Annotated in this window: 16 protein-coding genes; 4 read left to right on the top strand and 12 right to left on the bottom strand. The window is 40.5% G+C overall.

Annotated elements, in window-relative coordinates; genetic code table 11:
* The first annotated feature begins 110 nt into the window (after nucleotides 1–110).
* Together QTN47_RS16655 and corA are read left to right on the top strand one after the other, a co-directional pair.
* Nucleotides 111–482 carry a YccF domain-containing protein gene (locus QTN47_RS16655; protein WP_369330533.1) on the top strand — a complete coding sequence of 124 codons (372 nt, stop codon included), beginning with the start codon at nucleotides 111–113 and terminating at the stop codon, nucleotides 480–482.
* A 236-nt stretch (nucleotides 483–718) separates the two neighbouring features.
* The gene (gene corA, locus QTN47_RS16650) at nucleotides 719–1,816 is read left to right on the top strand and encodes a magnesium/cobalt transporter CorA (protein WP_369330532.1); all 1,098 of its coding nucleotides are present in this window, start codon (nucleotides 719–721) and stop codon (nucleotides 1,814–1,816) included.
* 144 nt (nucleotides 1,817–1,960) lie between these two features.
* Here corA and QTN47_RS16645 read toward each other — a convergent pair whose 3' ends face one another.
* The 12 genes from QTN47_RS16645 to QTN47_RS16590 all read right to left on the bottom strand — a co-directional run bounded on the left by QTN47_RS16645 (nucleotide 1,961) and on the right by QTN47_RS16590 (nucleotide 11,118).
* Nucleotides 1,961–2,527: a DUF4256 domain-containing protein gene (locus QTN47_RS16645; RefSeq protein WP_369330531.1), complete on the bottom strand. Its 567-nt coding sequence runs from the start codon at nucleotides 2,525–2,527 to the stop codon at nucleotides 1,961–1,963.
* Between the two features lie 98 nt (nucleotides 2,528–2,625).
* Nucleotides 2,626–3,204 (bottom strand): YdeI/OmpD-associated family protein, encoded by a 579-nt coding sequence (locus QTN47_RS16640; RefSeq protein ID WP_369330530.1) that lies wholly within the window; start codon nucleotides 3,202–3,204, stop codon nucleotides 2,626–2,628.
* 10 nt (nucleotides 3,205–3,214) lie between these two features.
* Nucleotides 3,215–3,619: a DoxX family protein gene (locus tag QTN47_RS16635; protein WP_369330529.1), complete on the bottom strand. Its 405-nt coding sequence runs from the start codon at nucleotides 3,617–3,619 to the stop codon at nucleotides 3,215–3,217.
* A 6-nt stretch (nucleotides 3,620–3,625) separates the two neighbouring features.
* Nucleotides 3,626–4,093 carry an SRPBCC domain-containing protein gene (locus tag QTN47_RS16630; RefSeq protein ID WP_369330528.1) on the bottom strand — a complete coding sequence of 156 codons (468 nt, stop codon included), beginning with the start codon at nucleotides 4,091–4,093 and terminating at the stop codon, nucleotides 3,626–3,628.
* A gap of 6 nt (nucleotides 4,094–4,099) precedes the next feature.
* Complete coding sequence (locus QTN47_RS16625; RefSeq protein WP_369330527.1) at nucleotides 4,100–4,423, bottom strand: ArsR/SmtB family transcription factor; 324 nt, start codon at nucleotides 4,421–4,423, stop codon at nucleotides 4,100–4,102.
* A gap of 343 nt (nucleotides 4,424–4,766) precedes the next feature.
* On the bottom strand, nucleotides 4,767–5,189 hold the full coding sequence (locus tag QTN47_RS16620; protein WP_369330526.1) for a hypothetical protein: 423 nt from the start codon (nucleotides 5,187–5,189) through the stop codon (nucleotides 4,767–4,769).
* Nucleotides 5,190–5,398: 209 nt separating this feature from the next.
* Entirely contained in the window at nucleotides 5,399–5,956 is a 558-nt protein-coding gene (locus tag QTN47_RS16615; protein WP_369330525.1) for a dihydrofolate reductase family protein, read from the bottom strand.
* A 208-nt stretch (nucleotides 5,957–6,164) separates the two neighbouring features.
* On the bottom strand, nucleotides 6,165–7,586 hold the full coding sequence (locus QTN47_RS16610) for a Gfo/Idh/MocA family protein (protein WP_369330524.1): 1,422 nt from the start codon (nucleotides 7,584–7,586) through the stop codon (nucleotides 6,165–6,167).
* A 431-nt stretch (nucleotides 7,587–8,017) separates the two neighbouring features.
* Nucleotides 8,018–8,278, bottom strand: a complete 261-nt coding sequence (locus QTN47_RS16605) for a hypothetical protein (protein WP_369330523.1) — start codon at nucleotides 8,276–8,278, stop codon at nucleotides 8,018–8,020.
* A 356-nt stretch (nucleotides 8,279–8,634) separates the two neighbouring features.
* Nucleotides 8,635–8,973 carry a DUF2185 domain-containing protein gene (locus tag QTN47_RS16600; protein WP_369330522.1) on the bottom strand — a complete coding sequence of 113 codons (339 nt, stop codon included), beginning with the start codon at nucleotides 8,971–8,973 and terminating at the stop codon, nucleotides 8,635–8,637.
* Between the two features lie 251 nt (nucleotides 8,974–9,224).
* Nucleotides 9,225–10,340: a Fic family protein gene (locus tag QTN47_RS16595; protein WP_369330521.1), complete on the bottom strand. Its 1,116-nt coding sequence runs from the start codon at nucleotides 10,338–10,340 to the stop codon at nucleotides 9,225–9,227.
* A 271-nt stretch (nucleotides 10,341–10,611) separates the two neighbouring features.
* Nucleotides 10,612–11,118 (bottom strand): DUF2480 family protein, encoded by a 507-nt coding sequence (locus QTN47_RS16590; RefSeq protein ID WP_369330520.1) that lies wholly within the window; start codon nucleotides 11,116–11,118, stop codon nucleotides 10,612–10,614.
* A 171-nt stretch (nucleotides 11,119–11,289) separates the two neighbouring features.
* On the opposite strand from QTN47_RS16590, the gene QTN47_RS16585 reads away from it, so the two are divergent.
* Together QTN47_RS16585 and QTN47_RS16580 are read left to right on the top strand one after the other, a co-directional pair.
* On the top strand, nucleotides 11,290–11,724 hold the full coding sequence (locus tag QTN47_RS16585) for an META domain-containing protein (protein ID WP_369330519.1): 435 nt from the start codon (nucleotides 11,290–11,292) through the stop codon (nucleotides 11,722–11,724).
* 1 nt (nucleotide 11,725) lies between these two features.
* Nucleotides 11,726–12,454, top strand: a complete 729-nt coding sequence (locus QTN47_RS16580) for an endonuclease (RefSeq protein ID WP_369330518.1) — start codon at nucleotides 11,726–11,728, stop codon at nucleotides 12,452–12,454.
* Nucleotides 12,455–12,539: the final 85 nt, after the last annotated feature.

Genomic DNA, 12,539 nt, shown 5'->3' with positions numbered 1-12,539 from the left:
CTACAAAGTAACACTCTTTCTTCTATAAAACGTTCCACGGTAAGAATATTTGGATGTTTTTTCAATCGTGCAAATCTGTGAAATAATAAAAAAGTTTCAACTATCTTTCCATGATGAACATTCTGGGTAATTTAATCTGGTTGATATTCGGCGGCTTTTTAAGTGCATTGGGTTATTTTGTAGGGGGCCTGGTGCTTTGCTGCACAATCATAGGCATCCCTTTTGGTATTCAATGTTTTAAAATTGGTGCTGTAGTTCTGTGGCCTTTTGGTACGCGCATTGAAAACGGCCCCAATAACTACGGATGCCTTTCAACATTGTGCAACATCATCTGGATTATTTGTGGCGGTTGGTACACAGCGCTGGTGCATATTTTTTTCGCTTTTATACTCGCTATAACAATAATAGGAATACCATTTGCCAAGCAACACATGAAATTGGTGGAGCTTTCTTTAATGCCTTTTGGGAAAAGAATTGTTTAGGGGTGAATGGTGAATAGTGAATGGTGAATAGTGAAAAATGCGAGCTTGCTCAGAATTTTTATCAGGTGGATATTTGCAGTTATTAATTGTAGTGTCGATATAATGTTTACGGCCGTTGAATTAACTGGCATTCAAGATGACCGATATAATTAAACCTGCTTCACCTTTCACCATTGACTATTGACCATTCACGATCATGAAGCCCGGCCAATGTTCCTTATTAATGAATTGTGTTTATGACGATCAATCCCAATAAATATTTGCAGCTTTTCTTTCCGCAGGCAAACACGAAAAGAACAAAGGAAATATTTACCGTAAATCCTACGGTGATACCTGAGCGGAAAGAAGCAAAGGATGTTCATATCTATGTATTTGAGTATAGCGCTACTGAAATAAGGGAGTATACCTTTGCAAGGGTTGAAGAATGCTTCAGTTTTAAGAGCAGTGATAATATTAGCTGGATTAATATTGATGGTTTACGCAAGGCTGATGTGGAAGCTATCTGCAGGCAGTACAATATACACTACCTTTTTATGGAAGATATTCTTAGCGTGGGGCAACGCGCTAAGATGGACGAAATGGACGAAGGCCTTTTCTGTCTGTTGAATATGCTGTTCTTCAACGAAAAAGTGCTTGCGGTTGAGCAGGAACAGATCAGCATTGTACTCGGAAAAAATTTTGTGATCACTTTCCAGGAAGATCCTAAAAGAGATGTATTTGACCTTGTCCGTTCTAAACTAAAGGCCTCTGGCACAAAGCTGAGACAGTCCGGTGCGGATTATCTGTGTTATTCCCTAATAGACATGATTGTTGACCATTATTTTGTGGTAATGGAAAAGCTGAGCGAAAGAATTGAACTGCTTGAAGAGGATATTATTCGCTATGGGAATGCGAGATCACTCGCCCGCATTAATAACCTGCGTAAAGAGCTCATCGTACTAAAACGAAATGTTCTTCCGGTACGTGAGCTGGTGAATGGTTTTATACGGAGTGACAGCGAGTTGCTGGATGAAAAAACGACCAAATATTTCAAAGACGTTTATGACCATACGATACAGGCTTCAGACCTTGTAGAAAACTATCGAGATATGATGGTGAACCTTCAGGACCTTTATCTTAACAAGGTAAATATGAAAATGAACGAGGTAATGAAGGTGATGGCCATTGTAACATGTTTACTGGCGCCGGCTACGGTGATAGGCGGTATTTTCGGAATGAACTTTGAACGTATACCTATCTTGCACAATAAATACGGATTTTACATAGCAGTTGCGCTTATGCTGCTTATTCCTGTGTGGATGATCAGGCAGTTTAAAAGACGGGGATGGTTTTGAAAAAGCTATGAGCCTTCAGCTATGAGCCCTGAGCTTGGCATCCGGATGTACTTTCGATCAAGTATAATGGACATGTGTTTTTGGAAATATTCAGATGGAAAAACGCTGTGGAAGGCACAGCGTTTCAAAAGAATTTATGAATACCTACACTTTTAAACATCCGCGAAATCCCCTTGCGGCGTAATACGAATCTGCTCCATTGTGATATAAAAAGACAGTATCATAGCGACGATCACAAAATACTGCGCCACCCAGTTTTCTTATGTTAGCAGGTGTTACAACCCAACTGGAGGTTTTTGTGTCGAATTTTCCAAGCTGCTGCAGCTCCCTGTATTGTTCTTCCGTTAAAAGTTCAATGCCCATCTCAGCTGCCATGTTAACGGCACTATCTTCGGGCTTGTGTTCTTTTCTTTTCTCCAAAGCTTCGTGATCATAACAAAAGCTTCTGCGGCCCTTTGGACTTTCAGCAGAGCAATCATAAAAAAGGAATTCGCCGGTCTTCTTATCCAACCCAACTACATCCGGTTCGCCGCCGGTCGCTTCCATCTGGTTTAGCGACCATAATTTACGCGGTTGAGCGTCAAGCCTTGCCTGAACTTCAGCCCATTTTATATTTTTATGGCGAGCCATGTTTTTCTCAAATCGTGCTTTCAACACCTGGAGCAATTCTTCGTTTTGCGACGCTGTCAATTTCCTTTTATCGTTACTCATACTGCTGCTAATTTAATGCTGCTTTTGCCCGTTTTTTTGCTTTTGAATTATCGCCGCGTCGCCGCCTCTCCGCGTACGCTGCGTGCACCCTTCCTTAATTAGTCGTTCAACCCTTTTCCTTCCAAAATCAGCGGGACATATTTCTCAACTCTCGATTCGCGTGTTTTCGCTTGTTTGGGTGAGGAAAAATAAAGCAGGTAAGCTCTTTGACGCCCCGGCGTTAATGCTTCAAAAGCTTTTTTTAAAGCCCGGTTCTTGCCTAATCTTACTTGAAACTCTTCGGCAACCGCAAATTCTGTTGGCTTTTTCAGTTTTACCTGCAATCCGGCTTTTTCAACCTCGATAGCTTCATAAATATATGTCTTGATGGCTCGTTGCTTCTTTACTATTTCTTTTACGTCAGTAAAGCGGATCTGGCGTGCAGCTTGCACATTTTCAGTTTGCTGAATCAACATTCCATGCGCATCGTTTAACAATGCCCCTTTAAAAAACAGCAGCGCACAATAATCTTTAAATCCGTGAATTAAGACAATATTTCTGTCTTCAAAAGTATAGCATGGATTCCCCCATTTCAATTCTTCTTCCAATCCGCAATTAAGAACAATTGTTCTCAATTGCTCATACTCTTTCTGCCATTTTGTAGCCTTGTCAAAAAAGAAATCAACTTTGGGATTCATGAATTCTGATTTATTGATTAACTAAAATCACTTTTCTATCGGCGGGCCTGAAATACCAAGATACAACAGTAAGTGCAAGAAGTAGCAACGCCGGAAACATTTCCTTCATGGAGTGCCCGGTTGCAATATGCGAGAATATCGCTCCTGACATAATAAAGAAGAAGCCTGCATATGCCCATTCTTTCAGTAAAGGAAACCTGGGAACGAGAATGGCAACAACACCTAAAAGCTTCCATACACCTATTATGGTTAGAAAATAAACCGGGTAGCCAAGTTGTGTAATACCATAAACGCCGGGCGGTGACAGCTGTCCTTCCGCCTGTTGTTTTAGCACCTGCACCAATCCTGTTGCCACCATTCCCAATGCCAGCCAAAGTGTAGCGATCCAGTAGATAATTTTATTTCTTTTTGACATAGTCCGTTATTTTAATTTGCTTACAATTTCTTCAAGGCGATTGTGCGCCATATTGATGCCCTGGGCAAAAGGAAGTTTTAAAACCTGATCCCTTTGGGCAACTGATTCATATATTACATGCATCGTCAGTCTGCTTGTATCATCAGTCAACCTTTCAAACTCATAGATCTCCAACTGAACACCAAACGGAGTATTCTCCATTTCAAATGTCCGCGTGATCTTCTGGACAGGAATGAATTCGTGAATTACACCATTAGCACGAAAAGCCACATTGCCTTTGGGATCAGGTGTTTCAATTTGCCAACTGCCGTGTTTTTTACTTTCCAGTTTCAGTACCCTGGTTCCCATCCATTGCTCAACAATCTCAGGTTCCTCGTATGCTTTAAAAAGTAGCTCTACCGGAAGATCAAATTCCCGCGTGATTGTTATTTCCTGTTTACCCTCTTCGGCATGGACCTTTGTTTTTCTTTCCATGTTGTACTATTTTTTTGATTTGTAATTCTTCATAATTGCCTCAAGCTTGTTAAACCTGTCATCCCACATTTTGCGGAATGGCTCAATGAAATCGTCTACTTCTTTCATTTTGTTAGCATTTATATGGTAATAAATTTCCCTGCCGTTCTGCTCCTGGGCTAGCAGCTCGCATTCGGTAAGTATTTGCAGGTGTTTTGAAACGGTAGGTCTTGCAGTATCAAAGTTTGAAGCTATGGCGCCTGCGGTCATGGCTTGTGAAGCAACCAACAGGAGAATAGCTCTTCTTGTTGGATCTGCTATTGCCTGGAAAACGTCTCTTCGTAAATTCATTATGTAGCTATTTGACTACAAATATAATGTAGTTATTTGGCTACGCAAATTTTTTTACATGAAAGAGTTAGTCATCGGAAAAGAGAGGGCGTCGATGATAGGTCTATGGTGCAGAATTGTTCTTTGTTTTGGAAAACACGAACATATTCTCTGTGGCACTCCGTGTCCACTTCTGCCTTTCCTTTGTGAAATAAAAAAATACAATTACACAGAGCTTCACGGAGAAGACACAGAGCTGCACAGAGGAGATGCTTTATTAGGTCTCCCTAATATGAATTTGATCCTGATAGTTTGTGCGTATTTGGGAATAACAACTCTTAACAAAACGACATGGAATTGCGAATTACTCAACCAGCCAATCGTTATATATGTCCGGCTCGTTAGATGCCACTTCATATTTTTCAAATTCCTTTCCAATATCACTCAGTTTTGCAACAGCGGCCTTGCCAAGTTCTGTCAATTGGCCGCTGTAACCAAAGTATTTATTTCTGTCGGATTCGGTTTTAAACATATAAATAATACCCAGGCTGCTGCTATCCTTTCCTCGCAAGGATCTGATAAAATACATTTTCATACCTGGAAAGGCATCTTCATAAACAGGTATTGCTTTAGTGGTAACAAACTTTGCAAAATCTTCCATCGTAACACCATCTTTTAAAGTAGGACTAAAAGTGTGGAGACCGACCAGGTTTCCTTTCTGTAACGATTGACTAAAAGAATGAAAGCTAAACAGGGCACAGATTAAAGTAATGACTGCTTTTTTCATTGCATGTATTATTTGGTAGTTAAAAAATGCATGATCTATTTTTTAACAGGATGGTCATTTGGCGGGCTGCAACAGGTAACGGTTTTGAGATGGGGGAACAATTGAAAATCGTTAGCGAGAATAAAAGTACAAAAGCCCAACACAATTCCAAATGGTAAACTTAATATTGATCGAAACAAAATTGAGTTGAGCTGGATTATTTGGAGCGTTTATTTTTTTATTTCATAATGTAGTTCAACTATACCGCTTTTGTAGGCGGTGACATTTTTCAGGTGCAAGGCAAGCTCCCTTCCTATTTGATTAAAGAACAGTAAACCATCACCCAGGATAACAGGTAGAACAGATAACCTGATTTCGTCTGCCAGCTTTAAATGAATGAAATCTTTCGCAAGCATTGCTCCACCAACCAGCCAAACATTTTTATAGCTTGGTTTCAGCCGTTCATTCACGAGTTTGTTCAGGTCTCCTGAATAAATTTCGACATTCTTTCTTTCAACGGGAAGATCTCTATGGCTTATTACAATCGTCGGTGTGTTGCCATAAGCCCGGCCATAAGATTTTGAGAGTTCGAGCGCATGTTCATATGTGCGCGCTCCCATTACATAGCAATCTATAGTTTTGAGAAATTCAGCCGGGTCTTGTTCATCAACTCCTCTTTCATAATAGTCAACTGTTTCAAACCAGGAAACACTGTTGTCTCTTTTGGCAATAATGCCGTCGAGACTTGAAACCATATGAATCGTTACTTTAAATGCGTCTTCTGTCATTTGAAAGTATATGTTGCTTACCCAAAGCTAATTTTTGAATTGCCGAAAAAGAAATAATCCCGAAACTTGCCTTTGGATTGACTTGCTTCGGGATTAACGAGTTTCACTTCTTCACGTTGCTAACAATAAAGAAGCATGCTGCACCCACGTAGTTCGTACCCGTCCAAATGCGCATTCGGCGCGGGCGGGCTTCGTAAATCGTACTTAACTAAACGGTATAATATTGCTCCCATCCTTTGCGCGGGGGAGGACCAACCAGCAAGTCATTTAACTTCTGGCTGCTGGTGATTATTTTCTTTTTTCTGTCAAAACTAACTTTCTCGCCTGTCCATTGCGCCAGTACACCCAGGCAGAAGACCTGGCTTAATGGCCCTGCAATGGAGAACGGTGAACGTGTTTGTTCCTCTCCTTTACATGCTTTAAGGAAGTTGGCAAAATGGTTGGAAGGACTTGCCGGAACAACCGGTAATTTCGAAGCCATTTCTTTTGCTTTCTCTTCCGGAATGATGGATAAAGTGCTGCCGTGAGAACCTCCCTTGAAAGTCAGTTCCTTACTATAGATGATTTTGCCGGGGTTAAGTTTCGCCGGCTTGATTGGTCCGTTGCTTGGAGGTGGAATATTCGGATCCAGTCCCTGAACACCATAACCCGGAGGGATAGGCGGAAGATTATCCAGTCCGTCGTACCATTTCACTTCTACGGGTGGCATGTTGCCGCGTTCCGGAAATTTGAAGGAAAGTGTGGTGGACATGGGATAGAAAAAGTTGTTATGTCCATCCAGTTTCAGCGGAGTAACTTCATAAGGAAGACCCAGATCCAGGAACTGGTGAGCGGTATCAAGCAGATGCGCACCCCAGTCGCCCAAAGCGCCCATTCCAAAATCGAACCAACAGCGCCACTGACCGTTTACAAAGTCTTTATTATATTGATGTCCCTGTGTTTGCATTTGCCATACATTCCAATCCAGTGTAGCTGGAACAGGCTCTGCTGCAGGGAAAGAAGTAATATTTGGATTCCAGCCATGCCAGCGTCTTGCTGAGTTCATGTGGGCAGTAATGGCGGTCACATCCTTGATAATGCCAGCATCTTTCCAGGCTTTAAACTGGAAATAATTGGCGTCAGAATGCCCCTGGTTTCCCATTTGCGTAACCACTTTGGGATGCTTAGCTGCAGCCTTCATCATCAGTTCCACTTCGTTGAAAGTGCGGGCCATGGGTTTTTCCACATATACATGCTTACCAAGGCTAATCGCCATCATGGTGATAGGAAAGTGAGCGAAGTCGGGAACGCCGATTGAAACAGCTTCAATCTGGTTGCCCATTTTGTCGAACATCTGGCGGAAGTCTTTAAAACGCGGCACATCCGGAAACTGTTTGAGTGTAGCCTGCGTGTGAGGTGCTTCCATATCCACATCACAAAGTGCTACGATGTTAGCCAGGCCGGTTTTATAAAGCTCCTGGATAATTTCGCCGCCCCGGTTACCGATACCAATGCAAGCGAGATTTACTTTGTCTGAGCTGCGCGTTGAGCCGCGGCCTTTTGCCATTAATAAACCAGGCGTGGCTGCTGCAGCCGAAGCCAATACGGCCTGCGTCAAAAATTTTCTTCTTGAATAGTTGTTGTCGGGCATATGACAAGAATTGCTTTCGTTTAAAGATAAGCAGAATGAGATTTTAGGGTTTAGATAAATACGCAAACGATTCCGTGGCACTCCGTTTCTGCTTCTGCCTTTTCATCCTATGTGAAATAAAAAATACAATTACACAGAGGCGCACGGAGAACACACAGAGCTATACAGAGACTGGTTTCAGATCTTCAAAACAAATTGTGATCTGCTAATAATTTTAAACACGGGTCTGTCACTGACACAAGAGAAAAACTGGTCCCTCTAATTTCGATTTGATGGTTATAGTTTTGCCCGTTGATATTGACAACTTTGCGATTTCGCTTATGGATAAATTGGTGGTGGATAATTTTTCTTTGGCTCCTTCAAACAATTTGCCGTGGATATCGGTGAATACTTTGCTCCCTTAATACTTTGTCATAGCCGGGATTAGCCTTTTAGCACTGCGCACTTCCTGTTGTGTTATTCTCACTCTTAAACAGTGTTTTCATTTTTGCCCAATTGGAGAACATGGTGGGAATAAAAGCCATCCAGGTTGCGTAAAAAAGATGATATTTCGTTGAATGTGGCTCATCAAAAAAAACTTTATCACCGAGCAACGAACCAATTAACCATATGAACCAGTTGATAATAAACGAGACTGCCAGCTGCTTCAAAGGGCTCAAATTACTATACCAGTTCTTATATTTTTTAAACATTGCTATGTTGGTTATTGGTTGTTTGTCATTAAATAAGGCATCAGCAAACATATTAATAAATAGTGCTCGGTCAAAAAAAGGTCTGGAGCGAAATAAGTTTTTTATAATCGCTGCGATGGCCCATCAGTAAATTAGGAATTGTATCGTTACAATTAAATAGAGACAGCGTCAGAAACAACAGTTAGCCGATACTGGCGCAAATATGTACAGTTGATTTTGAGCAGAACGTACTTGTACGGGACGCATTATATTTTTTTTACGCATTGATCGAAACAAATTTGAAGGAGTGGCTGTCTCTGCATAAGTACGCTCGACACGTCGCAAGGAAATGACGATTGGGATGTGAGTAACTTATTTTAGCCAGGTATAATCTGAAATTTATCAGTTCCGCGAATCCGCTCAAGTTGCGTTCCGACAGGCAGATGCAAATAAGGAATTATAGCAGGGTCGTAATTTGCAATTGTATTTACATCATAAATTGCAGAGTTATTTGGATCATTGACATAATCTTGATCTTCTGTTCCCGAAAAAAACTGCCATCCGCTATCTATATCATTGACTGGTTTTTCTCGTAACATATAATCCACCAACTCGCCGTGAACAGTTATTTTGTCGGTTGCGATGCAACCTCCCATTGGTTCGATCAAGCTTCTTATTTGTTCTCCTTTTAGTTTATAGCGTTTATTATTAGCCATAGTGTAAATACAATTCCAAATGAAGAGGAAGTTTGTTGGGTTGGCTTTTGGAAACCATAATTTGCGTCTCGTTTGGAATTATTGTCATGTTAATGAAATAGGTTTTTGCCCTGATATCTTTAACACGTGTCAAGAAAATACAAAAATTCTAACATGTCCTATTTTCGTGTTTGTAAAATACGAAAATTCTAACATGTTATTTCGATATGTTAAGAAAGAGCATTTTCGGACAGATGATAATCCATTAAATATTAGCGAGTTATAGTGGTAATAGGCTCCGCTGGTTGAGCGGGTGGTACTCCATCCAAAAAAAGCAGATATAACGGATCATTCATATAAAAGTTGCTTTTTCCTATCTTGATCTTAGTGAGCATTCCAGCGTCACAAAGTTTATTCAAATAAATAGAGGCCGTCTGCCGGCTCACATTCAGTTCAGTTTCCAAAAACTCTATTTTGGTATAAGGATGTTTAAACAGATTATTTAACAAATCCTGGCTATATATTTTAGGAAGCTCGCTTCGGATGCGTTTTTTATAATCCTGCATCAGATTTTTTATTCCATCTATCAAATGAAGGGTTTGCTTGGCAGTTTCTTCTACTGCTTTAAGCATAAACAGTAACCATGGTTCCCAATTTCCGTCTACTCTTACCTGTTGTAACAACCGGTAGTAGTCAGCCTTATATTGAATAATGAAGCGGCTCAGATATAGAATAGGTAATGTGAGCAGGTCTTCTTTAACTAAATAAAGAATGTTAATAATTCTGCCGGTGCGACCATTGCCATCGTAAAACGGATGCACCGTCTCAAACCGGTGGTGGATAACCGCCATCTTTATTAAAGGGTCCGCATCGCTCATTGATTCATCATTTATAAATTGAACAAGGTTGTTCATTAATTTCTCAATGGCTGGATAATCCTGTGGTGGTGTATAGACAATTTCTCCGGTTCTTTCGTTTTTTAGTATAGTGCCTGCATTTCTTCGATATCCTGCATCGTTCTGTTCCAGCGTTTGCTGTATTTGCAGAATATGCCTATTGGTAATTAGTTTATTTTTCCGGACATCTTGGAATCCTTGTCTTAAGGCCTGTGCATAACGGCTTACTTCTTTGGCGGCGGCGTCATTTACAAAACTTTCCAATAATTCAGCCTTATAAACTTCATCGTGTGTGGTGATAATATTTTCTATAGCGCTGCTTTCCTTTGCTTCTTGTAAGGAAAGGGTGTTAATCAAAATATTTTCATTTGGTATCACGTTGCATCTTCCATTCAACAATGCCAGATAGCGATGCGCGTTAGCCAACTGTTTCAATACAGCTTTTGTTTCAATGTCAGATGTTGGGGGTAATAATGGTATTTCAAATTCCATAACCATTTTTTTCTAAACGTTATTTTTTCAATTCCGATTGTTCGGCTAATGTGTCTTTTGCTTATGTTCTAACAGCATGAAGATAGTAAATGGCTCGTGGAACGGTGAAGCTGTTTTTTGTTTTGCCGCAGGGGGCAGCCTGAATTCCTGGCGTTAATAAATTTAACCCGGATTCTTTCTCAGGAAAAGTATCTGGGTGTGCATACTTTTCTTATGGAATCAAAAAAAGTCCGGGCTTCCCCGAACTTTTCCAATATTTTCCTTCTCACTCTTACTTCTTCTTAAAAATCGGCACCGTACTACACGGCTCGCCATACATTATGCTTTTAGCGAATGGGCGTAGCTTGTTCGTTATTTCCAGGTAGGCTGATTCTGGTATTTGCACGTCTCCACAGCCTTTCACCACAACCCTTTTGTCAAGGTATTCTTCACCGTTCACAAAACCAAGGTTTTTTATGATGAGGGTATTTACCAGGCTTTTCTCATCACCAAACACCACATCTTTGGCAACCGGCTGCAAATATGTAGCAACCAGCATATATGCCCACATGGGAATTACCGCATCGGCCGAGCAGGTTACTGCAACGTAAGCATCGCGATAAGCTTCCCAATCTGTCGCCTGAAGGGCAGCCCTGAAATCTTTCTCCTTCAAAATCAATCCCATAAATAAATGATGCTTCAGATCAAACACTTTTATCTCGCCTTTTGGATAGAAGTTTTCAAGATCCAGCGATATAATCCCGCTCTCCGCAACTTTATTAACAATTGTGTCTTGCATAGAGACAAAATTAATGAAAGAATAAAAAGCTTCTATGCCTGGCATTTTCGTTATTGGAAACCATTTTGTTAAGATTTAGCGACAGTCTTCTGCTGCTGGCAGGAAAATTGAAACAATACTCCCTGTATTATGGGTATAACAGCGCATTTTCTACATCAAAAAATGAAAGCCATGAAAAATATATTTGTCTACGTATTTCTTCTGGTTGCTTTTTCAAGTATTGGCGGAACAACACTCAAACAACAGACCAAAACGCCATCTCTTGAAGGCGAGTGGTTTTTGCAACCGGCAATGGCATCCGACACCGCCACAGGCACAACACCTACACTTAAGTTTTCTCTAAAAGAAAGCTCGTTTTCCGGGAATACCGGATGTAATAGCTTAAAAGGCCGGTTTTCGGTGCAGGGTGATTCTCTAATATTTAATAATCAGCTGGTTACAACTAAAATGGCTTGCCAGGGGTATAATGAAAAAGCATTCCTGGACAACCTGATGTCAACAACCAATTATCGGTTTGAGGATGGTTTTCTGTTCCTGTTAAACGATAAAACCATATTGTCCAAATGGGGAAGATCCAAACAAGGTCTTGTAAAGGAAAAAGCATAGTATGGAAGGTCCGTCACTGGTTATTTTAAAGGAAGAGGTTGCGCCGTTTAAAGGAAAGATCATTAAAGAAGCCAAAGGGTATGCGAAAATTGATTTTTCGCAACTGGAGCATAAAAAGGTTATTGACTTTAAAACCTGGGGAAAGCATTTCCTGATCTGTTTTAACGATTTCACGGTAAGGGTACCTTTTGGACTTTTTGGAAATTACCGCATCAACGATCGAAAAAAAGGCGTGAACGCCAGTGTACACCTGGCCTTCACCAACGGCGAGCTAAACTGTTACGTTGCTTCTGCAAAAATTATAAATGAGGATCTCAATGATGTGTACGACTGGCGACTCGATATGCTCTCTCCTGAATGGAGCGCAGCATATGTCAAAAAAATGTTGCTTCAGCAGGATAAAAGCAAGCAGATCGGAGATCTTTTGTTAGATGCTGATATTTTCTCAGGTGTTGGTAACATTATCCGTAATGAAGTTTTGTATCGTGTTAAGATTCATCCTGAATCAAAACTTGGAAACATTCCCCCGGAAAAGATTACAGCTCTTATCAAGCAGACAAAAACTTATAGCAAAGACTTTCTCAAATGGAAAAAGAAATATGAACTGAAGAAACATTGGGAAGTATATGAACAAAAAGAATGTCCGCAAAAACATCCCATTCAAAAAAAATACACAGGCAAAACAAAGCGTCGCAGTTATATATGTAAAACCTGTATGAAAAAGTATTAGCACGTAAAAATTCTACACAATTCCGGAGGCTTGGTTTTTGTAGCGGTTTTGGCATAAATCATTCTAAAATCACAAAAACAAAAAG

The sequence above is a fragment of the Danxiaibacter flavus genome, assembly GCF_041060425.1.
GTDB lineage: Bacteria > Bacteroidota > Bacteroidia > Chitinophagales > Chitinophagaceae > Danxiaibacter > Danxiaibacter flavus.
This window is presented reverse-complemented; position numbering and strand designations above follow the sequence as displayed.

Excerpts from the sequence above, each read along its gene's own strand:
- QTN47_RS16615 (WP_369330525.1), bottom strand. The coding sequence starts at position 5,956 with ATGACAGAAGACGCATTTAAAGTAACGATTCATATGGTTTCAAGTCTC.
- QTN47_RS16635 (WP_369330529.1), bottom strand. The coding sequence starts at position 3,619 with ATGTCAAAAAGAAATAAAATTATCTACTGGATCGCTACACTTTGGCTG.
- QTN47_RS16590 (WP_369330520.1), bottom strand. The coding sequence starts at position 11,118 with ATGCAAGACACAATTGTTAATAAAGTTGCGGAGAGCGGGATTATATCG.
- QTN47_RS16600 (WP_369330522.1), bottom strand. The coding sequence starts at position 8,973 with ATGGCTAATAATAAACGCTATAAACTAAAAGGAGAACAAATAAGAAGC.
- QTN47_RS16585 (WP_369330519.1), top strand. The coding sequence starts at position 11,290 with ATGAAAAATATATTTGTCTACGTATTTCTTCTGGTTGCTTTTTCAAGT.
- QTN47_RS16580 (WP_369330518.1), top strand. The coding sequence starts at position 11,726 with ATGGAAGGTCCGTCACTGGTTATTTTAAAGGAAGAGGTTGCGCCGTTT.
- QTN47_RS16605 (WP_369330523.1), bottom strand. The coding sequence starts at position 8,278 with ATGTTTAAAAAATATAAGAACTGGTATAGTAATTTGAGCCCTTTGAAG.
- QTN47_RS16645 (WP_369330531.1), bottom strand. The coding sequence starts at position 2,527 with ATGAGTAACGATAAAAGGAAATTGACAGCGTCGCAAAACGAAGAATTG.
- QTN47_RS16630 (WP_369330528.1), bottom strand. The coding sequence starts at position 4,093 with ATGGAAAGAAAAACAAAGGTCCATGCCGAAGAGGGTAAACAGGAAATA.
- QTN47_RS16640 (WP_369330530.1), bottom strand. The coding sequence starts at position 3,204 with ATGAATCCCAAAGTTGATTTCTTTTTTGACAAGGCTACAAAATGGCAG.
- QTN47_RS16625 (WP_369330527.1), bottom strand. The coding sequence starts at position 4,423 with ATGAATTTACGAAGAGACGTTTTCCAGGCAATAGCAGATCCAACAAGA.
- corA (WP_369330532.1), top strand. The coding sequence starts at position 719 with ATGACGATCAATCCCAATAAATATTTGCAGCTTTTCTTTCCGCAGGCA.
- QTN47_RS16655 (WP_369330533.1), top strand. The coding sequence starts at position 111 with ATGATGAACATTCTGGGTAATTTAATCTGGTTGATATTCGGCGGCTTT.
- QTN47_RS16610 (WP_369330524.1), bottom strand. The coding sequence starts at position 7,586 with ATGCCCGACAACAACTATTCAAGAAGAAAATTTTTGACGCAGGCCGTA.
- QTN47_RS16620 (WP_369330526.1), bottom strand. The coding sequence starts at position 5,189 with ATGAAAAAAGCAGTCATTACTTTAATCTGTGCCCTGTTTAGCTTTCAT.
- QTN47_RS16595 (WP_369330521.1), bottom strand. The coding sequence starts at position 10,340 with ATGGAATTTGAAATACCATTATTACCCCCAACATCTGACATTGAAACA.